Here is a 20,760-nt window from a genome sequence, read left to right on the forward strand (position 1 = left end):
TTTCCCAGGCCGAGTTGATGAATTGGTGATAGCTAGGCTGACCGGCTTGAACGGCCACAAGCGATGTGTGTCGAACTTGGCTTTTCGTTCACCTCAAACCGAAGGTAACCCCCGTCAATTTCGGGGCAGTATCCGGGAAAGGTGCATAAGAGTGTCCACCTATGCGCTTGAGTTGATCTCGGTCGCAACGAATCGCGTCAACCCCGATTGGCGTGTAGGACAGCGCTCGGTGGTAAACAATTGCACCCAGCAAAGACGGAATTGCGCCGATGATTTCTGCTCCCTTGGAGATCGGGGCGATCTCAGTAACCAACCCTGCCGCTTCCAAGCCGTGTACAGCCGCCGCCCAAGACGAACCCGATGCGGAGTCCATTTCCATGGTCTCGGCGAACGCCGTTTTGGGTGCCCTCACCATCAATTGCCGAAGATCTGACTCGCCTCCGTTGAACCTGGATGACTGCACAAATGCAAACGAACCCTCGTAAGCCCTGTAGATCAAGAAGTGAAGCCTGACCTGAGAAGATGTCAGATTGGAGACAATCCGGGAGTAAAAGAGGCCGTCGTCAGACGATCCGGTTTCGCCAGCTATGAGCCCCGCGAAGTATTCCTGATGGAGCTCGTCATCGATCCAAGACGAGTTCTCAATGAGATCCGCGGCCAATCTCGGGTGAACGGCTCTAGGCTTGCCATCATCCAGGCCCGATTGTGAGTCGCGGCGCTCGCTCACTCTCTCTCCGATTCTGAGCAGGTTGTTCATTCGATACTCGGTCCATTGACCGAACGCGCTACCAACTGCCTTAATTGACGGGCCAAGTGTCCAGTAGAGTCCCAAGGCACCTGCGCCCGTAAATATGCCGGGCATGCCCAACTCCGCCAAGTCCGGAATCTCAAGCTCACTCATATTCAAAGAGTAACCCCCGCACCGGACCGCAAACGTGCCAACAGGAAGAGACGCAGAGTGCCATCGCGGCTTCTCGAGCAAACTCCTACCGGAAAGTCTCCGGAGGCCGAAGCGGAGCAAGCAAGACTCGACAGAAACCGGATAGGAAAGGAAAACGGCGCGCGAACTTCTATTCGCTAGGAAGAGCCAGACCAGGTTCCACGGGGAGGGCCAAGGCGCATCCCGCATCCACCAGGGCCGCGCAGACCGCGTCACTTTCGGATCCTATGCAGCGTCGCCCGCCTCACCATAGTTAGAGGGAAAGGTGGCACTCCGCGGTTAATCGGCTCATCACAAACGAGGGTGTAGACGGGAGTCTCGGAGGATCGGCGCGGCGATAGCTAGATAGAGGTCGAGGCCTTCCGAAGATGGAAGTTCCTACACAAGCCATCTGAAAGACCTCGACGTGCCCAACGCTACCTTCGATGACTGTGACCTGACCAAGTTCTGCCGCCTGGACGAACTCGGCCTCGAGGCCCTCGGCCAACGTCTGGAACCAGGCCGGGCGGTGCTGGCCTGCCGAGTTGTCGACCCCGATGACTGGTGCCACCGTTGCGGATCCCGGGGCACCCCAAGGGGTACCGTGATCCGCCGGTTGGCCCATGAGCCGTTGGGCTTCAGGCCCACGACCCTGCACATCACGGTCCGGCGCTACCGGTGCGATGGCTGCGCCCACGTGTGGCGCCAGGACACCACCGCCGCGGCGGAACCCAAGGCCAAGGTCTCCCGCCGCGCACTGCGCTGGGCCCTGGAAGCCCTGGTCATGCAGCATCTGACCGTCGCCAGGATCGCCGAAGCACTCGGGGTCAGGTGGAACACCGCCAACGACGCCGTGCTGGCCGAGGGCAAGCGGGTGCTCATCGACGACCCCACCCGGTTCGACGGGGTCACCGCGATCGGCGTGGACGAGCACGTGTGGCGACACACCCGGCGTGGGGACAAGTACGTCACCGTGATCATCGATCTCACCCCGCTGCGGGCCGGGACCGGCCCGGCCCGCCTGTTGGACATGGTGGAAGGCCGGTCGAAGAAGGTGTTCAAGACCTGGCTGGCCGAACGAGACCAGGACTGGCAGGACGGCATCGACGTCGTGGCCATGGACGGGTTCACCGGCTTCAAGACCGCCGCCGAGGATGAGGTCCCGAGGCGGTGGCGGTCATGGATCCCTTCCACGTAGTCCGGCTGGCCGGAGATGCCGTCGAGCGTTGCCGGCGCCGGGTCCAGCAACAGGTCCACGGCCACCGCGGCCGCAAGGCCGATCCGCTCTACAAGGCCCGCCGCACATTGCTCACTGGTGCGGACCTACTCACGGACAGGCAGTACTCCCGGATTCAGGCTGTCTTCGAGGGCGATGAGCACGTGGAGGTTGAGGCGACGTGGGCGTTCTACCAGCACATAGTCGCCGCTTACCGGCAACCGGACAGAGCCAAGGGCAAGACGATGATGCAGTCACTGATCGCCAAGCTGGGCCGTGCAGTGCCGAAGAAGCTCACGGAGCTGGCCGCGTTGGGCCGGACGCTGAAGAAGCGAGCGGCGGACATCTTGGCCTACTTCGACCGGCCCGGGACCTCGAACGGACCCACCGAGGCCATTAACGGCCGCCTCGAGCACCTGCGTGGCTCCGCCCTGGGCTTCCGGAACCTCACCAACTACATCGCCCGATCCCTGCTCGAGAGCGGTGGATTCAGGCCGCTGCTACACCCTGGATTGTGAAGAGCCGGTTAATCAGCCGTCAAACAATGTAGACATCGAGAGGCGTTGCATATTTAAGAGACTAGATTGATTGCCAGTCAATTTGATCATAATCGACGGTCAAAAGTTTGACGTCTTCCAACCGTCCGTCGAAGTCTATGACCTCGCCATCAAGGGAAGCCCTTACTGCCCCGCGTGCACGAAGAGGGAAACTACGAACTGCATACTTCAGTTCGTGGCCCGACGAGTCTTGACGAGCTAACTGCTCCTCTACATTGAACTCGACCTCAATTTCGGCGTACAAGCTCCCTGACCAGCGGTCATACTCGACATCGCCTATGATCTCGGCTGACTCCACGCTGCCAACGCTTACGCTCTGCTTCTCCCAGGTCTCGTAACCATCGTCCGGCAAACCAGGTAGGTCCCACCAGTTCGGGTCGCCGAAATCCGCGAGCATTTCGACGTCTTCACCGATCGTATCCGTGTACCGCCCTTGGACAGAGTTCACGAATTGATCTTGAACCCAGGTTGCAAAGAGCGAGAAAAGGTGCTCCGATGCGACCTCCGACTCATCGAGGAGATGTTGCAATTCCCCCAAGTTCTTAGCGTGCTGCGGAACGTCCACGCGCAAGCTCGCACAAGTTTGCTTCAGTGCGTGACTATCGCCTGTTACAACGATCAAGCCATCGGGTTCATCATCGTTGTAGCTAACGACGGAACGAATCCATGCGCTGTCAGCAGCCCCAGTCTTGACGCCCGACTTGCGTTGGCCAGCGGCTCGAACTAACACCTGATCCAAGAGCGCTTCGCGTGCGTCCCCGTCTTCGAGCGGAACGATGATCGCACCCGATTTCTCGATAGCCGAATAGACTTCGTCAACACTAATAGTCGATATCTGATCGCGAATTTGGATCCCCCACTTCTCCACCTCTCGCCGGTGGGTTTCGTAGGATTTGATGAATTTCTCGCGCTTATCTGCTGCATGTTGGGCTAGCTCATAGACAACGATCTCAGACATCCATAGCTCCGCCCCATGCCTTGAGCAAGCTGCCGCCCATTGCGAGATTGTTTTCGCGTTCGGCAATGCATCCTTGCCGAATACATTCGAGTCAAAGACGATAGCGCGGATCTGAGGCATGATCCGATTGTCCCTCAGATCGTAGTTGCGGCGATTCTGATCGTCCTGTCAAGCCTCCTATGAAGTCACGCAACCCCGTCAACCGCTTTGCTTCGGAATCTCTCGAACGCTTTTTCAAGAAGATCGTGTCGAGGACGCTCCGCATTCCGTTTCGGAAGCGCCATCAGTCTTTTGCCATGAAGTTCTTGAAGTCCGTGACGGAGCATCGGGCCATCGACTTCGTCAAGCAGATCCTCGCGGATCTGGACCACGTGGTCAGGACGGATCCCAAGGAAGCAACCGTCGAATGCGGCATGATGAATCTTGCACATAGCCATGCCATCAACGACAGAGGCAATGCCGAACTCCTCGCGGTCAGGGACGATGTGAGCGGCATCAAGAAGTTGTGGGTGGGCGAGATTGCAGACGGCGCAATGGTTCTCGTAGGCAATGAGGACCGTAGACCTGAAGACTGGTTGGTGCAGCCTGATCTTCGTTTCCCGCCGCAAGTATCGCCGGAGCGATTCTTCCATGGCTGACCCCGTCATCATCTCTGGGAGCATGTCGGTTTCGTTCACTGGAGCCAATGCGAAACGCTTCAACTCGACTTCTTCGCGGACAATGTAAACCGGCGAAACTACCTGGAACCTCGCCGGAACCATGGCCACTCCTACGAACCAGATCAACGGGAGTTGCAACTCCATGGCCTGCCGGAGACCCCGATTTTCGGGGTGATTCGGGTTATCTCCGCGCAATACATATCGAATGAGTCCGTCAGCACCAATGTCATCCTCGTAGGGCCGCTTCTGACCAGGAGGGCGGTAAACCGTCTGAAAGGACAACGCCGCTTCGAAGTCGCGTGGCTTCCGGATGCCTTGCTGGGTGGACTGGAGCACAAACGGCTCCCCCTGGTAGGTGAAGTCCAGAATGTCCTCGCGAGTTAATGGTTCGAGACCATCGCTGGTGCGTTCTTTGAGCCACGCGATCGCAGATTTCCGCAGTTCCACCGGCTCCGCCACAGCGGTCTCCTTCTGAGAAGCATCACGCCGCAGCGTGAGCAGAAGCTACGACCAAGTCGGACTACGGGATTCACATACCGGTAGCTCTATTCATCGCTACTGCGCCACGTAGCCGCCATCTACCGACCAGACGGCACCCGTGACGAAGGTCGCGGCGTCGGAGGCTAGGAAGCAGATGACCTCGGCGACTTCCTCGGGGGTTCCGAGGCGTCCGATCGGCTGACGGGCGGTCATCTGCGAGCGGACCGACTCGTCCAGACCCGCGGTCAGCGGGGTCTCCACGTAGCCCGGGGCCACCGCGTTGACGCGAATCCCCGTCTTTGCGTAGCCCAGCCCGGCGGAGCGGACCAGGTTGGCCACCCCCGCCTTCGCCGCCGAGTACGGCGCGGAGTTGGCCTGGCCGACGAGACCGATGATCGAGGACACGGCTACGACCGCCCCGCTCCCCCGCCCGTCGTCGGCAGCAGCCATATGCCGCAGCGCGTGCTTCAGCGACAGAGCCACCCCGGTCAGATCGATGTCCAGCACCGTCCGCCAGTGGTCCAAGTCCAGCTCATGCAGGGGCCCCTTGCGCTCGGCGATGCCGGCATTGGCCACCAGGACATCCACATTCCCGGAACCAACGACTCCACCAGCAGAACTGCCGAACTCCGCCGCCGCGTCCATCAGCGCCGCCACCGACTCCTCGGCGGTCACGTCGCAGCGCACAGACAGCGCACGGCCGCCCGCACCCTCGACCTCAGAGACCACCTCGGCCGCCTGCGGATCCACGTCCCCGATCACCACGGCGGCTCCGCGGGCGGCGAGCATCCGCGCGGTCGCCGCACCGATGCCTCCGGCGGCGCCGGTCACCACCGCCGTGCGCCCCGCGAACGGCGAGGGGTCCACACCCAGCCGGGGGCCGGCGTCGGGCCTCTGGCCTGTGACAGCACCAGTCCCAGCGCCGGCCCCCACAGGATCAGCCGAACTCAAGCCTGGACCTCCATGGCCCGCTCCAGCGCATCAGCAGAGCCGGACTCGGCGGCGAGCTCGGCGATGTCCCGGCCCATCCGGTAACCGAACACCAGGGCCGGGCCGATGTGCGAGCCGTAGCCCGGGTAGCCGCCACCGAACACGGACACCGCGGCGGCACCCACCGAGTACAGGCCCGGGATCCGCTTCCCGTCTTCGCGGATCACCGCGTGGCGGGAGTCCACGTCGATCCCGGCGAAGGAACCGAGGTCCCCCATCCGCACCTTCGCGGCGTAGTACGGTGCCTGGTCCAGGGTGGCCAGGTTCGGGTTCGGCTTGTGGTCCATGTCCCCGCGGAAGTGGTTGTAGGCGGTGGATCCACGGCCGAACTCGGTGTCCTCCCCCGCGATCGCGTCCTGGTTGAACCGGTCGATCGTGGACTGCAGGCCGGCGGCGTCCACGCCGATCTTCTCGGCCAGCTCGGCCACGGTCTCACCCTTGACCAGGTAGTCCGCGGCATAGAACAGCTGGCGCGGGATCGACGTGGGCTGTGCCGCCGGCACCGGCCAGCGCCACGCCGAGCCGTGCCCGCACGGTGCCGGCATGCTCACCGGACAAGAGCGCGCCGGTGACGGCGCCGTCGTCGTCGGTCACCAACCCCTGAACCGGAGTACCCGTCCACACCCGCACCCCGGCGCCCTGCGCCGAGGCGACCATTGCGGTTCCACACTCCACGCCGAACCTCGCGAGGGTATCTCGGGCATGTGTCTTCCGCGACGCAGATCTGTGACGCGGCTTTCATTTTCGGACCAGCAGTACTACCGTAATACCGTATTAGCCACTCGGACGGTCTGACGTCCTCCCCAACGAGTCACCAACGCACGGAGTATTGCCACATGAGCACCCAGACAAACATCCAGCCGAAGAGCTTGTTCATCGGACTCGGCAACATGGGCCGCCCCATGGTCGCGCAGTACTCCACAGAGTTTCCCGCTTATGTCTACGACATCAACGCCGAGACGGCGCGAGACGTGGCCCAGGACACCGGAACCCTGGCTCTGACCGACCTCGCCGATCTGCCCGAGGGAATTGAGACCGTCATCCTCATGCTGCCGAACAGCAAGATCGTCGAAGAAACGCTTCAAGGCAAGGAAGGCCTGTTCCAACAGCTCACCGCCGGGGCGCTGGTCATCGACATGAGTTCGTCCGAGCCTGGCAGCACCCGCGCACTGTCCTCGGAGGCAGCGGAACTCGGCCTGAGCCTCGTTGACGCCCCCGTTTCCGGTGGGGTCCTCAAGGCGAAGACGGGCAAACTGTCGGTCATGGTCGGCGGCGATGAGGACGCAGTCGAGACCGCCATGCCCCACCTCGAGACCATGGCCGGGGCTATCGTGAAGGCTGGTCCCTCGGGAGCCGGCCACGCCGCCAAGGCACTGAACAACCTGCTCTCGGCCACCAACCTCGCCGCGGCCGCCGAGATCCTCTGCGTCGCCCAGGCCAATGGCATTGAACCGTCCACCATGGTGGACGTCATCAATTCCTCGACGAGCCGAAGCCAGGCCACCGAGGTCAAGTACCCGAAGCACATCTTGACCGGAACGTTTGATTCGGGCTTCGCCATGGACTTGATGATCAAGGACATGGGCATCGCCATGGACCTCATCCGATCCGGTGCAATCGAAGCTCCCATCGTCGGCCTTGCCAACGAGGTCGCAGGCAAGGCCCGAACCTCACTGAAAAGCGAACGGCCGGACCATACCGAACTGGCTCGCTACGTGGAGAACATCAACCACACCACCTTGCGCTCACGGTAGATCCCGGAGCCACCTGCCACGGCGGCCGTCCACGACGACCCGCACTCTCCCCAGACAGGACACTTCTCATGAGCACCACTCGTACGATCGCGCCCAAAAGCGCCACGAAAACCAAGGACAAGAAGCCCAGAGGCAACTCCGCCAAGTTGATCGGCGGCCTCCTGGGTCCCGCCTTGTTCCTCGTTCTCATATCCATCCCTGACCTGGGTGGAATGGGAACGACCGCTCAGTCAGTACTCGCCATCACCGCCTGGGTGGCCACCTGGTGGATAGCTGAGACGGTGCCACTTGCGGCGACGGCCCTGATCCCCCTGATCCTCTTCCCGATCTTCGGTGTGGCTGAACGCAACGATGTCATCGCCTCCTATGCCAACGACATCATCTTCCTGTTCCTGGGTGGCTTCATCATCGCCGCCGCGCTGGAGAAAGTGAACCTCCACCGGCGAATCGCCCTGAAGATCATCAACGTCATGGGCACCAATCCGGCGCGGCTGGTCTTGGGTTTCATGTTGGCCACCATGTTCGTCTCTCTGTGGATTTCCAACACCGCTACGACGATGATGATGATCCCCATCGCCCTCTCGATCCTTAGCCAGTTCCACTTCAACGAGAGCGAGGAAGAGAACCGCAAGGTCCGGATCCTGGAGAAGGCCCTGATCTTCGGCACGGCATATGCGGCCACCGCTGGCGGTATGGGCACCCTGATCTCCGGCACGCCCACTCCCATCTTCGCCGCGCAATCCATGGAGGTCGCCGACACCGAGATCGGCTTCGCCCAGTACATGCTGTTCGGGATCCCCGCTGCATTGATCTCCACGATTCTCATCTGGTTGTACCTGACTCGGATTCAGTTCAAGGTCGGTCACCACCCTGTCCCTGGGGCCAAAGAGGTCATCCACCGGGAACTGCACGCCCTGGGCAAGATGTCCCGGAACGAGATCCTCGTGCTCATCACCTCGGCCACGATCGCCTTCATGTGGGTCACCCGGACTTTCCTGTGGTCCAACCTCATCCCGCAGATCTCAGACGGCATCATCTCGGCCGTAGGCATCCTCCTGCTCTTCCTACTCCCCTCTACCGACGGCGGCCGCATCCTGACATGGAAGGACACCTCCAAGGTGCCGTGGGACGTGCTACTGCTGTTCGGTGGCGGCCTCGCCATCGCACTCGGGTTCGAAGAATCCGGATTGTCCGAGTGGTTCGGCAACAGCCTGGGGATCCTCGAGGGCGCCCCGCCTGTCATCGTGATCTTCGTCGGAGTCCTCCTGGTGCTCTTCCTCACCGAGATCACGTCGAACACTGCCACGGCCACTCTGCTGATCCCGGTCTTCGCGGTCGTCGCCGACGCAGTCGGCATGGACCCCGTTCCGCTGATGCTTGCGGCGGCGCTGGGAGCAAACTTCGCCTTCATGTTGCCGGTGGCCACGCCCCCGAACGCCATCGCCTTTGGAACCGGAAAGGTCACCATCCGAGAGATGGTCGGGGCAGGGTTCTGGCTCAACATCCTTCACGCCTTCTACGTCACGGCGATCATCATGCTCTGGTTCCCGGTGGTCTTCTGAGCAGCCATCGACCACCGCACTCAAGGCCAAGTCGTCACCCGTGGAGGTAGGGCTTCTCTTCGTCATCGTGGCCGTGCTCATCGGCTGCATGATCCAGAGGACCAGTGGCATGGGCGTCGGCCTCGTCGTCTCGCCCGTACTGGTTCTCTTGATCGGCCCGGTGGCAGGGATCCTCATGACGAATGTCATCGCCGTGGCATCTTCTTCGCTGATGACCTTGGCCGTCAGGGCAGACATCGATTGGCGAAGGTACTTGCAGATCGCCCCGGTAGTGGTGATCGGCTCCGTCCCTGCGGCGCTGTTGCTCAGCACCGCGGGGACGGGGCTGTTGGAGGTCGTCTTCGGCATCGTCCTGCTCATCGCAGTTGGCGGCACCGCGCTGTTGCCCGCACTCCCGGAAGCACCTCTGGCACGAGCGGGAATCGCGACCGGCATCGCGGGAGGGTTCCTCAATACCGCCGTCGGCGTCGCATCCCCCGCCCTCCTCGTTTATGCACGCGTCACGAACTGGGCCCATCGACCCTTCGCCGCCACCCTTCAACCGTTGTTCCTCACCATGGCGGTCGTCTCCATCGCCACCAAGTCAGTGGTGGGCCTGGGATCGGCAACCGGCATGCCTTCCTGGCCGTTGATCATTGCTGTCGTGGCGAGCGTGCCTGTTGGCGTCCTGATAGGCGGACCGGTAGCCCGACGAGTTCCGCCCACGGCCGCCAAGCGCCTGGCCGTCACCATCGTCGTACTCGGTTCCTGCGCCACCTTGATCCGCGGTATCTCACGGCTGTTGGCCGGCTGAGGATGGCACCGGGAGGAGGGTTCTCAGGAAAAAGCACCGGGACCGAACGGAATGTACCGTTCGGCCCCGGTGGGACACACAGATGGCAGGTCAGGCCTTTCCAGTATGGACGGCAACCTCCGGCTCCAAAGTCTCCACCTGGATGACCTCCTGCCAGGCCTCTACGCCGTACTGGAAAGCCACGATCCCGGCCTCGGGAAGGGCGATCTCGATGGCCTCGAGGATCTCTTGTGGGCTTGCACCGTGGTCCAACGCCACCTGGATGTGACTCTTCAGCTGCGGCTTGGGGGCCCGCATCACGGTGAGGCTCAGGATGAACAGAAGTTCCTTGGTCTTGGCGTCCAGAAGTCGTGGCTTCAGGTAGGCCGACGACACGACCGTATTCGCCGCCTTCAGGACCTCGAAATCAGCGGTGGCCATAATCTTGTGATAGTCGAGCACATAGCCGCGCTTCTCGGCCATGTCATTGATGTACTGCTGGGCTTCGCTGGTCATGGGGACCCCTTCGAATCTCGGGTGCGGTCACGACGTGATTCGCGACGCGCGTTCCAAAGTCATAATACGGTATTATGGTCTTCTAGCAAACGCCATCCAGGGCAGGCCGCCGGCGAGACAGGGACAATGGACATATGACTGAAGCAACCCATATCAAGCGTGTCGCCGCCCCATTGCGCCATCAAGTGGCCGAGGGACTGCGGGACGATATCCACGAGGGGAATTTTGCCCCGGGCCAGCGCCTGGTCGAGAGCCAGCTGTGCGAGCGCTACGGGGTGTCGCGGACGGTCGTGCGGGAAGCCCTCCGCCAACTGGAGACCGAGGGGCTCATCCAGGTCGAGCCGAATCGCGGCCCCGTCGTGGTCGTACTGACGGAGCAGGACGTCCAAGACCTCTATCGGGTCCGAGGCTCCTTGGAGGGCCTGGCCGGCGAATTGTTCGCCGAAGCCGCCACCGCCGACGAATGCGATGGGTTGATCCGCGAGCACCAGCGACTGGACCTTGCCCTGAAGGAGGGGACGCTCAAGGATCAGGTCAACGCCAAGGACAGGTTCTACGACTCCCTGCTGGCCGGCACGCACAATGCCGTCCTGCAGTCCATGGTCGCCAGCATCCATGGCCGGACGCGACTTTTCCGCAGCCTGTCCCTACAGGCTCCGGGGCGCCCGCAGGAGTCCATCAGGGAACTGCAGACGGTCACCACGGCGGCCGCGGTTGATCGCGATCCGGCAGCCGCTCGCGCCGCCTGCGAAGCCCACATCTCCCGCGCGGGGGAGCTGGCCCTGAAGACCCTGCGCCAGCAAGACATCGAGGATGCGCTCGTCCCCTAAGTCAAAAAGGCCGCCGGCATTCAACTCTAATAATACTGTATTACTGTATTAGAGAAACAAGCTGACCGTCTCAGGAGGACTCCGTGGACAGAATTGCCGATCTCAAAACACGGCGGGACACCACGATCGACCCGCTTAAACCTGACGTCATTCAGCATTGGATCGATGGAGCAACCCGCCCCGCGGCGGACGGGGCCACCCAAGTGATGGTCAACCCCTCGACCGGCACTTCCGGTGCCACGGTCTGCCTCGGCACCCCGGCTGACGTCGATGCCGCTGTCGCCTCCTCCCGCGGTGCGGCCTGGGGATGGCGCAAGACGGCTTCCACTGAGCGCGCCGAGGTGATCGCCGCGCTGGCTCGGTTGATCCGGACAAACCTCGAGTTTCTGGCTGACCTCGAAATCGCCGAGACAGGCAAGCCCCCAGCAGTCGCCGCCTCAGAGGTCCGCGGGGCCGCGGAGTACTTCGAGTTCTACGCCGGCCTGTCCCACCTGCCGCAGGGCGAGGTCATCAATGTCACCCCAGACCAGCATGTTTACACCCTGCGCGAGCCATTCGGCGTGGTCGGTGTGATCACCCCGTGGAATCTGCCGATCAACCAAGCCGCCCGGGCAGTCGCGCCGGCCATCACCGCCGGCAATGTCGTGGTGGTCAAGCCGGCTGAATCCACGTCCCAGTCAACCGTGGCACTGGCCCAGCTCGCGACTGAGGCCGGCCTGCCGAACGGCGTCTTCAATGTGGTGCTCGGTCAGGGCGCAGTCGTCGGGAGCGCAATCATTCATCATCCGGACGTGCGGAAGGTCGCGTTCACGGGGTCCGTCGCCGTGGGTCAGGAGATCGGCCATGTCGCTGCGGACCGGGTCCTGCCCCTGACGTTGGAACTTGGCGGCAAGTCCGCCAACATCGTCTTCGCTGATGCGGACCTTGACTTCGCGGCCTCGGAGGCAGTCCGGGCGTTCACCACGAACGCGGGGCAGGTGTGCTCCTCGGGGACCCGGCTCCTGGTCGAGCGCTCCGTCCACGACGACTTCGTAGTCAAGATTGCCGACATCGCCCGGCAGATCCGGCCGGGCACCGACATGGGTCCGATGATCACGCAGGGACAGTTCAACGAGGTCAAGGAGTACTTCAGCATCGCCCGGGCGGAAGGCGCCACAGCGGTGACCGGCGGTATGGCCGAGCCCATCCCCGGACTGGAAGGCGGTTTCTTCCTCACCCCCACCGTGTACACCGGCGTGGACAACTCCATGCGCATCGCCCGGGAGGAGATCTTCGGGCCGGTCCTCGTGGTGATCCCCTTCGACACGGAGGCCGAAGCCATCGAGATCGCCAACGACTCCGACTTCGGGTTGGTGGGCGGCGTTTGGACACAGGACTTCCCCCGAGCCATCCGTGTGTCCGAAGCCATCGAGGCCGGTCAGATCTACGTGAACACCTGGTCCACGGCGGCTGTCCAGGCCTCGTTCGGAGGCCAAAAGAAGAGCGGCTACGGCCGAGAGAAGGGGATTGAGGCGCTGAACCATTACACGCAGTTGAAGAGTGTCACCCTGTCATTGCGCTGACGGCCCGCCACGCCACGGCAGGCACATCCTCACGCTGACGGTCACCTCCTCCACGAAGGAGGAGGGCGCACCGACCTCCGTGGTCCGCTCCAGAGCCTCAGAAGAACCGGACTCGGCAGCGAGCTCCACGATGCCCCGATCCATTCGGTAGCCGAAGACCAGAGCCGACCCGATGTGGGAGCCGTCCTCCGAATACCCACCACCGAACACGGACACAGCGGCGGCGACCCCGGAGTGCAGCCGCGTACAGCCGCTGGCCTGCCTTGTAGAAAGGCTTGCCCCTCGAGCGGATATCGATTGGCCGGAGTCCATCGTGGACTGTCGGAATTAGAAGATCTCTTGGTCCAGGGTCGTTCAGTCCAGGAACCGCACGCTCTCCCCCAGCTCAGCCCGCGGCACCCGGAACGCGTTGGCCGCGGCGGCGGTGTCCTCGTAGCCCAGGGCCACGGTCGCCACGATCCGCTTATCGGCCGGGATCACCAGCGTCTCCCGCAGTGCCGGGGCGTACAACGCCGGGGCCGCCTGTGGGATGGAGGCCAGACCACAGGACTCGGCGGCCAACAGCAGTGTGGCGATGTAGGCGCCGATGTCCACGGCCCCGTACTCCCGCAGCTCGGCGGCCAGGGTCACCAACACCACGTGGGGTGCGCCGAAGAACCGGAAGTTCTCCAGATGCTGACGGCCACGAGCCTCGCGATCCTCCCGGCCGATGCCCAGGGCACCGTACAGCGCGAACCCGGCCTGCCGACGTCGGGCCAGCCGTTCTGCCGTGTAGGTCTCCGGGTCCACCAGATCCGGCGCCTTCTCCGCGCCAGAGGTGACGTGTGCGGTCAGGGCCTCACGGGTGCGCTCTAGGGTGTCGCCGGACAGGACATAGGACGTCCAAGGCTGGGCGTTACACCAGGTGGCGGTGCGCTGCGCCATGGCCAGGACGCGCTGCAGTACGGCGCGGTCCACGGTCTCCGGGGTGAAGGCCCGGCAACTGTGGCGGGAGGCAAGTAGCCGTTCCAGTCCGGCCGCAGCATCATCAGCAGCGCCGTCGGTGGGGTATGCAGCTGTCATGGTCTTGTACGTCATATCTGGGTCTCCTCGATTCATTAGCTCTTCGAATAGATCACGTCGCCGCGCCGGTCCCCACCCGCCGCCACAACAGAACACTGGCGATCACGGTGAGCAGGCCTAGCGCCCCAGCCACCGCGACGAAGGGGGCTTCGCCCAACGGGACCAGTCCCAAGATGAAGGTCCCCACCGCCATACCCCCGTAGAGGGCGGCGTTGTTCCAAGACAGGGCGTAGGCGCGGTTCGTGCCGGCCGAGTGGGTCAGCATCTCCTGGCCGTTGCTGACGAAGGCCGCACCGGCGGCGAAGGTCACCACCCAGCCGATCAGGGACAACCAGAGGTTGTCCGCCGCGGTGGCCAACACGATGAAGCAGGTCATGAGGCCCGCATAGATGAGGTTGAGCAGCGGCTGCGAGCCGTTCCGGGCATGGATCCAGTCCACCAGCCGGCCGCCCGTCGAGGCACCGATCAGGGATCCAACGCCCACGGCGGTTCCCACGAGCCCCAGTTGCGCGGTGTCCAACTCGAATTGGGTGAAGAGCAGGGCACCGGCGAAGGTGTAGGTGGCGTACCGGGTGGCCTGTGCGAAGAAGTTGGCCATCACGAGGAAGCTGAAGTTCGATTGGCGCCACAGGCCCAGGGAGTCGCCCAGGGCCACCCTGAGCCGGGCCTTCTCCGGCACCCGGGCCTCGGCGCCGAGGCGTCGCCCGATCAACACGGCCAGCCCGGCCGCGATCACGCCGAGCCCGAGGAAGGCCCAGCGCCACGAGGCAAACGAGGCGATCAGGCTTCCCAGGGGCACCCCGACGATCTGTCCGGCGGCAAAGGTCGAGGCCACGCCCGCCACGGCCTTGCCGACCTCGTGCGGAGCGGCGGTCTCCGTGGCGAAGGACCATACGGGCGGTCCCATGACGGAGGCGCCGACGGCGGCAACCACCCGGGCGGCCACCACCAGTCCCAGCGTGGGCATCAGGGCCACGCCCAGTGCCCCGACGCTGAACACCGCGGCGCCGAACCACATGGCGGACCGCCGCGTGAAGCGGTTGGTGATCAACGCGACGGCGGGGCTGAGCAGGGCGTAGACGAGGGAGAAGCTCCACCCGACCACGGAGGCTTCACCGCTGCTCACCTCGAAGGTGGCACTGATCTGGGGCAGCAGCGGAGAGACGATGAACATGTCCGTGCCGAGCACCAGAAACAGCGAGGCGGCCATCCGATGGGCTGGCCACGGGGTGGCCGTAGGTGCTGCGAACATGGTCATGGCCGGGCGGGCCCCCACAGGTCCTCTGGTGAGGTGCGCAGGGTCTGTGGGTCGGCCGGCATCGGGGCCGGGGTGCGGGAGAAACGCGGCGCGGGCGCCGGCTGCACCACGCCGTCCACCTCGATGAGCGTGCCCCGGCTGCCCAGGTGTTCGTCCCGCTCGGCTTCGGCATACGTCAACACCGGGGTGACGCAGGCATCCGTCCCGTCGAAGACCTCGGTCCAGTGGGCCTGGTCGTGCTCGGCGAACCGTTCGGTGAACAAGTCGCGGAGGGCCGGCCAGGTGGCCGGGTCGTCGCGGTCCGGGGCGGTGCGCTCGGGCGCGGTGCCGTCCAGGCCCAGCCCGGACAGGAGCTGGGCGTAGAAGGCCGGCTCCAGAGCACCGACCGCCATGTGCCGTCCGTCCCGGGTGCGGTACACCTCATACCAGGGCCGGCCACCGTCCAGCATGTTGGACCGCGGCTCGTCCGACCAGCGGCCGGCGCCGCGCATGGCCCAGACCCACTGCCCGAGCATCGAGGCTCCGTCCACCATGGCGGCGTCCACCACCTGTCCCCGCCCGGAGGCGGCGCGCTCGAGGAGGGCGGAGAGCACTCCCGTGACCAGGAACATGGTGCCTCCGCCGTAATCCCCCAGCAGGTTCAGGGGGATGGCCGGCTGGGCGTCTGCTCCGGTGATGGCGGCCAGGTGTCCGGTCAGGGACAGGTAGTTGAGGTCATGCCCAGCGCTCTGGCTGCGGGGACCGTCCTGACCCCACCCGGTCATGCGGCCCAGCACCAGCCGCGGGTTGCGTGCCAGCAGCTCGTCCGGCCCGAGCCCGAGGCGTTCCAGCACCCCGGGCCGGAACCCCTCCAGCACCACGTCGGCTCCCGCGGCCGCCTCTAGGAAGGCGAGGCGGCCGTCGTCGGACTTCAGGTCCAGTTCGATGACGCGGCGGCCCCTGCGGGTGCCGTCCAGCTGGTTCCCCTGGCTCTCCAGCCAGCCAGGACGGGCCACGAGTACGACGTCGGCGCCCAGGTCCGCGAGGATAGTGCCGGCCAGTGCCACAGGCCCCAAGGCGAAGACCTCGAGTACCCGGATGCCGGCCAGCGGACCCCGCTGCTGTCCCGGCCCCTTCTCAGGTGCGCCGGGCATCAGGAGCCTCCTGTCGCCCCGAGGAGGACGAACTCCGGGACGAAGATGATGAACACCAGCATGGCGATGCCCGCCAGCAGGAACGGACCGACACCCTTGAACACGTCGATCAGGCTGACCGGTGTTCCGGCATTCACCTCGGGGTTCTGGGACACCCGGTGGACGATGTAACTGAGGATGCCGATCGGCGGGGTGACCATGCCCAGCTCGACCAGGATGACCATGAAGATGCCGTACCAGATCAGGTCGACGTCCAGGGCGGTCAGCACCGGGGCGAGGACCGGGACGGTCAGCAGGATCATGGCCAGGCTGTCCATGAACATCCCCATCAGGATGAACACGGGGATCAGCAGCAACAGCAGCATGGTCCGGGTCAGGCCGATGGACTGCACCCATTCGGCGAGCGCCTCGGCCAGGCCGGAGAGCGCGACCACCCGGGTGAGCACATGGACGCCGATCAGCAGCAGGAAGATCGGAGCCACGCCGGCCACGGTCTCTTTGAGCGAATCGATCATCCGGGGCCAGAACGTCTTCCAGCTGCGGTCGTCACTGAAGGCCCAGCCCATGACGATGGCAAGCAGGGCGCCTACCGCGCCCGCCTCGGTGGGTGTGAACAGGCCGGAGAACATGCCGCCGATGATCGCCAGGATGATCACGGTCATGGGGATCACCCCGGGCAGGGTCCGGAAGCGGTGCGTCCACGAGACGCTTCCGCCCGCGGCCTTCGGCGCGAGCTTCTTGTCCGCCAGGGACCACAACAGGATCACCACAGAGAAGGCGATGGCCAGGACCACGCCCGGCAGCACCGCCGCCGTCAGCTGCGGGCCCACCGCGGTTCCCGCCGTGCTGGCGTAGACCACCAGCACCACGGACGGGGGAATGAGCATGCCGAGGGTTCCGGACATTGCCACAGAACCGGTGGCCAGCTTGGGCTTGTACCCCGCCTTGAGCATCTCCGGGATGGCCACCCGGCCCAGGGAGTAGGTGATGGCCATAGAACTGCCGCTGGCCGCGGCGAGACCTGCACCGGCGAAGTTCGTGGAGATCGCCAATCCGCCGGGCAGCCCGCCCATCCAGGCCTTCGCCGCCTCGAACAGTCGAGCCGTCAGCTGGAAGCGGCCCATCACGGTGCCCATGAGGATGAACATCGGGATGACGCTGAGGCTCCAGCTGGCGGTGGTGTCAAAGGGGATGTCCTCGAAACTCACCAGCACGGCGTTGAACCCGGACATCCGCCACAGGCCCACGGCAGCCGGGATCAGGATGGCGAAGCCGATGGGGATGCCGGCCAGCATCAGCACGATGGACAGAGCGATCACCAGGATGCCGATGGTCAGGTCGCCGACCGGACCGAAGAGGACCAGGACCATCAGGGCGAGCATCACCACTACGGCACCGATCATCAATCTCCGGCTGGCGATCTCGGCGGCAGGTGCCTCGATGTTCTGCGCGCTCTTCAACTCAGTAGAGACACGGCGTTCCACCAGCACGGATTCGGGATCGACCCGGCCTGCGATGACCATGTCCACCATCGTGGCCACGATCTGCACCGCCAACAGGATCAGACCGAGTGCGACAAGGATCTTGACCGGCCACACCGGGATCTCCACGGCGCCCAGTGCCACGAGCTGGATCTCCGTGGCGAAGGAGGCACTGGCCACGGCGGCGACCGCAAGAGTGACCGTGGCGACCAGGCTGATCGCCTGGGCCGTGAGGTTAGCCACCAATGCATCCTTGGGGCCCAGCCGGTCCACCAGGATGGTCGCCCGGATGTGCTCGCCGATGGACTGAGCGAATGCCAGCGAGAGGAACACCAGCAGCGGCATCAGCGCGTACTGCGTGATCTCCAGGACACCCGTGATCGGCTGGTGGAGCAGGCGCATCACCACGTCGGCCACGATCAGCAGGCCCAGGATCATGGTCAGCACACCGGCGACCTGGCCGCCGATCTTGCTGATCAGGTGGGCCACCCGCGTCAGCCATGTCCCGCCCATCCCCGGCTGTTTCGGTTCGGAAGTCGGCATGACCACTAGGTCGTCAGCATCCGGATGGCCCATGACACCGTCCTGGTCGTGAGTGGACGCTGTCCGCTGTCCGGTGAGCTGTTGAGTAACGCCGTTGGGGGTCATGGCCGGTTCCTATCCCACAGTTTGCTCTTGACCGTCTCCTCATATTCGGAGAGGTCGATGTCCTCAGGCGTGCCCAGGTCCATGTCCTGCACACGTTCGAGCCAGGTGTCCATGGTGGTGACGTAGTCATCGATGACAGCCTCGGGGTCTTCCAGGGATTCCGGCGCCGAAGCCGGCATCTGGTCTACGACCTTGGATTGTTGGTCTTCGATGGCATCGACGAGGTCGTCTTCTCCCTCCAGGAAGGTCAGCCCCTTGTCCTCAACGCCCTCCGTGCGGAGCTTCTCCTCCAGGCCGAGGCCTTCGTACTTGAGGTATTCGAGCCACCAGGTGTATCCGGCATCCCACACTGCGTCCCGGTCTTCGGGCTCCAGGGCATTCCACTGGTCCAGGTTCATGATCGCGTACTGGGCGTTGATGCCGGACAGCGGGATCTCCGTGTAGTGCTTGGCCACGTCCCACAAGCTGTAGGCGGTGACTGTCTTGGGCGAAGCCAGCGCACAGTCGATCACGCCGCGCTGGAGTCCCTCGTAGGTCTCCGTGATGGACACGTTCACCGGGATCATGCCGGCAGCCGCCAACTCCCGGTCCCACAAGGCGCCGCCACTACGGACGCGCTTGCCTTTGGCGTCTGCCAACGATGTCACCGGGGAGGTGCAGATGATGTCGTACTTGGTGATCGAGTGGGACGAGAACAGCAGCTTGATGCCGCGGTCTTCGAATTGCTCGTTGACCTGCTCTGAGTTCATGGCGAAATCTGCCTGGGCGGCATTAGCCTGCAGGATGCCGTCCGGGTAGTCCGTGGAGGAGACGCTCCCCAAAGAACTGATCCACTCCGTGAACGGAAATTCGCTGCCATAGTAGGTAGCGGTGAACATGCCCAGATCAGCCACACCGCCGCGGATACCCGCCGGCATGTCCGCAGTACCGAGCAAGCTACCGCCCCAGTACTGCTTGAAGTCGATCCGCCCGTCAGTTTCCTCGGTGACCTGATCCGCGAAGGCCTGGAAGGGCCCGCCCGAGGTGGCGCTGGTGTAGTCCGCATACCGCAGCACCAGAGGGTTGTCTTCCGAGTAGGCCGCCCCCAAGGGGGTGGCCCCACAGCCGGCGAGGGTCCCGGCCATCAGGGCGATCGCCACACCGGCGACGGTCCGCATGCGCCTCGAGGGGCGCTTCTTTCCATGAGTTGTCATTGTGCTCACGCTTCCTTGACCCGGGCAGGCCTTATGGCCTGGTTCCGTAGGTCAGAGGCCCATCCTCTTGGCGAGGACATTCCGCTGGATTTCATTGGTTCCGCCGCCGATCGGGCCGACGCGGGAGTCACGGAAGTACATCTGCATGTCATATTCCATGGCGTAACCAGATCCGCCATAGACCTGCAAACCGATGTCCGAGACCTTGAAGTTGTTCTCCGTGGCGATGATCTTGGCAGCCGAGGTCTCCTCGATGGCCAGTTCGCCGGCGTCGAGCAGCTCCGCGACCCGGTACGTGGCCTGACGCGCCTGCTCGGCCATGAGCCACATATCCACCAGCTTGTGCTGAATGACCTGGAACGAGGAGATCGGCTGGTCGAACTGCACGCGCTCCTGCGCATACTCCCGGGCGTCCTCCGTCACGCGGTAGCAGTTACCGGCCGCGATGGCGGCCAGGCCGAGACGCTCTCCGGCCAGGCACTTCATGAGGTTCTTCCAGGTCTTGCCCTCTTCTCCGATGCGGTTCTCCTCGGGAACGACGACGTTCTCGAAGACCACCTCGTTGGCGTGGGTGGTCCGCCGGCCCAACATCTTCAGGGGATTGATGGTGACGCCGGGGCTTGTGACGTCCACCAGGAACGTGGTCAGGCCCTGGTGCCGTTCGGCGTTCGGGTCGGTCTTGGCGATCACCACGATGTAGTCGGCCACATGCGCGCCGGAGATCCACACCTTGGTTCCGTTGAGAACATAGCCGCCGTCCTGCTTGACCGCCTTGGTCGAGAGACCTGCCACGTCGGATCCGGTGCCCGGCTCGGACATGGCCAGCGCCAGTTTGACGGAACCGTCGATGACGCCGGGGAGGATGCGCTTCTTGAGCTCATCGCTGCCGAACTTGGCCACGTGGCCACCGGCGTAGACGGAGGTGATCATGACAGCCTGACCGATGCCCGCGTAGTGGTACCCCAGGGTCTCCATGAAATTGGTGATGTCCTTGTAGGACCCGCCGGCGCCCCCGTACTCCTCCTCGAAGAACAGGCCGAGGAATCCGCTCTCCGCCAGTGCCTGATAGGCGGCCTGAGGGAATTCCTTAGCCTCGTCGATGCGGCGGATCTCCTCCTTGGGGAGGGTGGACTCAAGGATCTCGAGGACGGCCTCGCGGACCATCTTCTGGTCCTCGCTCAGGCCTGCTGTGTTGACAAGTGTCTTCATG

At 64.0% G+C, this 20,760-nt stretch carries 18 protein-coding genes and 1 pseudogene; 6 read left to right on the forward strand and 13 right to left on the reverse strand.

The window, feature by feature from the left end:
- Positions 1-88: 88 nt before the first annotated feature.
- The gene (locus IEX49_RS15830) at positions 89-901 is read right to left on the reverse strand and encodes a hypothetical protein (protein WP_188807124.1); all 813 of its coding nucleotides are present in this window, start codon (positions 899-901) and stop codon (positions 89-91) included.
- A 445-nt stretch (positions 902-1,346) separates the two neighbouring features.
- Here IEX49_RS15830 and IEX49_RS15835 point away from each other — a divergent pair.
- Positions 1,347-2,653, forward strand: a pseudogene (locus IEX49_RS15835) (ISL3 family transposase).
- Positions 2,654-2,714: 61 nt separating this feature from the next.
- Here the strand turns inward: IEX49_RS15835 and IEX49_RS15840 are convergent.
- The 4 genes from IEX49_RS15840 to IEX49_RS15855 all read right to left on the reverse strand — a co-directional run bounded on the left by IEX49_RS15840 (position 2,715) and on the right by IEX49_RS15855 (position 6,324).
- Complete coding sequence (locus IEX49_RS15840; protein ID WP_188807126.1) at positions 2,715-3,770, reverse strand: hypothetical protein; 1,056 nt, start codon at positions 3,768-3,770, stop codon at positions 2,715-2,717.
- 65 nt (positions 3,771-3,835) lie between these two features.
- The gene (locus IEX49_RS15845) at positions 3,836-4,768 is read right to left on the reverse strand and encodes an HNH endonuclease (RefSeq protein WP_229672807.1); all 933 of its coding nucleotides are present in this window, start codon (positions 4,766-4,768) and stop codon (positions 3,836-3,838) included.
- Between the two features lie 96 nt (positions 4,769-4,864).
- Entirely contained in the window at positions 4,865-5,740 is an 876-nt protein-coding gene (gene chcB2 / locus IEX49_RS15850; protein ID WP_229672808.1) for a cis-4-hydroxycyclohexanecarboxylate dehydrogenase, read from the reverse strand.
- On the reverse strand, positions 5,737-6,324 hold the full coding sequence (locus IEX49_RS15855; protein ID WP_229672809.1) for an FAD-binding protein: 588 nt from the start codon (positions 6,322-6,324) through the stop codon (positions 5,737-5,739). Before IEX49_RS15855 ends, chcB2 begins: the two co-directional genes overlap by 4 nt.
- A 291-nt stretch (positions 6,325-6,615) precedes the next feature.
- On the opposite strand from IEX49_RS15855, the gene IEX49_RS15860 reads away from it, so the two are divergent.
- The 3 genes from IEX49_RS15860 (at position 6,616) to IEX49_RS15870 (ending at position 9,888) form a co-directional block, all read left to right on the forward strand.
- Complete coding sequence (locus IEX49_RS15860; RefSeq protein WP_188807128.1) at positions 6,616-7,533, forward strand: NAD(P)-dependent oxidoreductase; 918 nt, start codon at positions 6,616-6,618, stop codon at positions 7,531-7,533.
- 68 nt (positions 7,534-7,601) lie between these two features.
- Entirely contained in the window at positions 7,602-9,095 is a 1,494-nt protein-coding gene (locus IEX49_RS15865) for an SLC13 family permease (RefSeq protein WP_188807130.1), read from the forward strand.
- 67 nt (positions 9,096-9,162) lie between these two features.
- Positions 9,163-9,888 carry a sulfite exporter TauE/SafE family protein gene (locus IEX49_RS15870; protein WP_229672810.1) on the forward strand — a complete coding sequence of 242 codons (726 nt, stop codon included), beginning with the start codon at positions 9,163-9,165 and terminating at the stop codon, positions 9,886-9,888.
- 90 nt (positions 9,889-9,978) lie between these two features.
- Here the strand turns inward: IEX49_RS15870 and IEX49_RS15875 are convergent, their stop codons facing one another.
- A complete protein-coding gene (locus IEX49_RS15875; RefSeq protein ID WP_188807134.1) occupies positions 9,979-10,383 on the reverse strand; it encodes a carboxymuconolactone decarboxylase family protein in 405 nt (134 codons plus the stop codon).
- 134 nt (positions 10,384-10,517) lie between these two features.
- On the opposite strand from IEX49_RS15875, the gene IEX49_RS15880 reads away from it, so the two are divergent.
- Complete coding sequence (locus IEX49_RS15880; protein ID WP_188807136.1) at positions 10,518-11,213, forward strand: GntR family transcriptional regulator; 696 nt, start codon at positions 10,518-10,520, stop codon at positions 11,211-11,213.
- A gap of 83 nt (positions 11,214-11,296) precedes the next feature.
- Complete coding sequence (locus IEX49_RS15885) at positions 11,297-12,775, forward strand: aldehyde dehydrogenase family protein (protein ID WP_229672811.1); 1,479 nt, start codon at positions 11,297-11,299, stop codon at positions 12,773-12,775.
- Here IEX49_RS15885 and IEX49_RS15890 read toward each other — a convergent pair.
- The 7 genes from IEX49_RS15890 to IEX49_RS15920 all read right to left on the reverse strand — a co-directional run bounded on the left by IEX49_RS15890 (position 12,764) and on the right by IEX49_RS15920 (position 20,759).
- A complete protein-coding gene (locus IEX49_RS15890; protein WP_188807138.1) occupies positions 12,764-12,991 on the reverse strand; it encodes a hypothetical protein in 228 nt (75 codons plus the stop codon). The two genes, IEX49_RS15885 and IEX49_RS15890, sit on opposite strands and share 12 nt — an antisense overlap.
- A gap of 138 nt (positions 12,992-13,129) precedes the next feature.
- Positions 13,130-13,852 (reverse strand): nitroreductase, encoded by a 723-nt coding sequence (locus IEX49_RS15895; protein WP_229672812.1) that lies wholly within the window; start codon positions 13,850-13,852, stop codon positions 13,130-13,132.
- Positions 13,853-13,889: 37 nt separating this feature from the next.
- Positions 13,890-15,095: an MFS transporter gene (locus IEX49_RS15900; RefSeq protein WP_188807140.1), complete on the reverse strand. Its 1,206-nt coding sequence runs from the start codon at positions 15,093-15,095 to the stop codon at positions 13,890-13,892.
- The gene (locus IEX49_RS15905; RefSeq protein WP_188807142.1) at positions 15,092-16,228 is read right to left on the reverse strand and encodes a CaiB/BaiF CoA transferase family protein; all 1,137 of its coding nucleotides are present in this window, start codon (positions 16,226-16,228) and stop codon (positions 15,092-15,094) included. The genes IEX49_RS15900 and IEX49_RS15905 overlap by 4 nt, the downstream gene beginning before the upstream one ends.
- Positions 16,228-18,357 carry a TRAP transporter large permease subunit gene (locus IEX49_RS15910; RefSeq protein WP_188807144.1) on the reverse strand — a complete coding sequence of 710 codons (2,130 nt, stop codon included), beginning with the start codon at positions 18,355-18,357 and terminating at the stop codon, positions 16,228-16,230. Before IEX49_RS15910 ends, IEX49_RS15905 begins: the two co-directional genes overlap by 1 nt.
- Positions 18,354-19,550 (reverse strand): C4-dicarboxylate TRAP transporter substrate-binding protein, encoded by a 1,197-nt coding sequence (locus IEX49_RS15915; protein ID WP_229672822.1) that lies wholly within the window; start codon positions 19,548-19,550, stop codon positions 18,354-18,356. The genes IEX49_RS15910 and IEX49_RS15915 overlap by 4 nt, the downstream gene beginning before the upstream one ends.
- A gap of 51 nt (positions 19,551-19,601) precedes the next feature.
- Positions 19,602-20,759 (reverse strand): acyl-CoA dehydrogenase family protein, encoded by a 1,158-nt coding sequence (locus tag IEX49_RS15920; RefSeq protein ID WP_188807148.1) that lies wholly within the window; start codon positions 20,757-20,759, stop codon positions 19,602-19,604.
- Position 20,760 lies beyond the last annotated feature (1 nt).

It is taken from the genome of Citricoccus zhacaiensis (assembly GCF_014645315.1).
Taxonomy (GTDB): Bacteria; Actinomycetota; Actinomycetes; order Actinomycetales; family Micrococcaceae; genus Citricoccus; species Citricoccus zhacaiensis.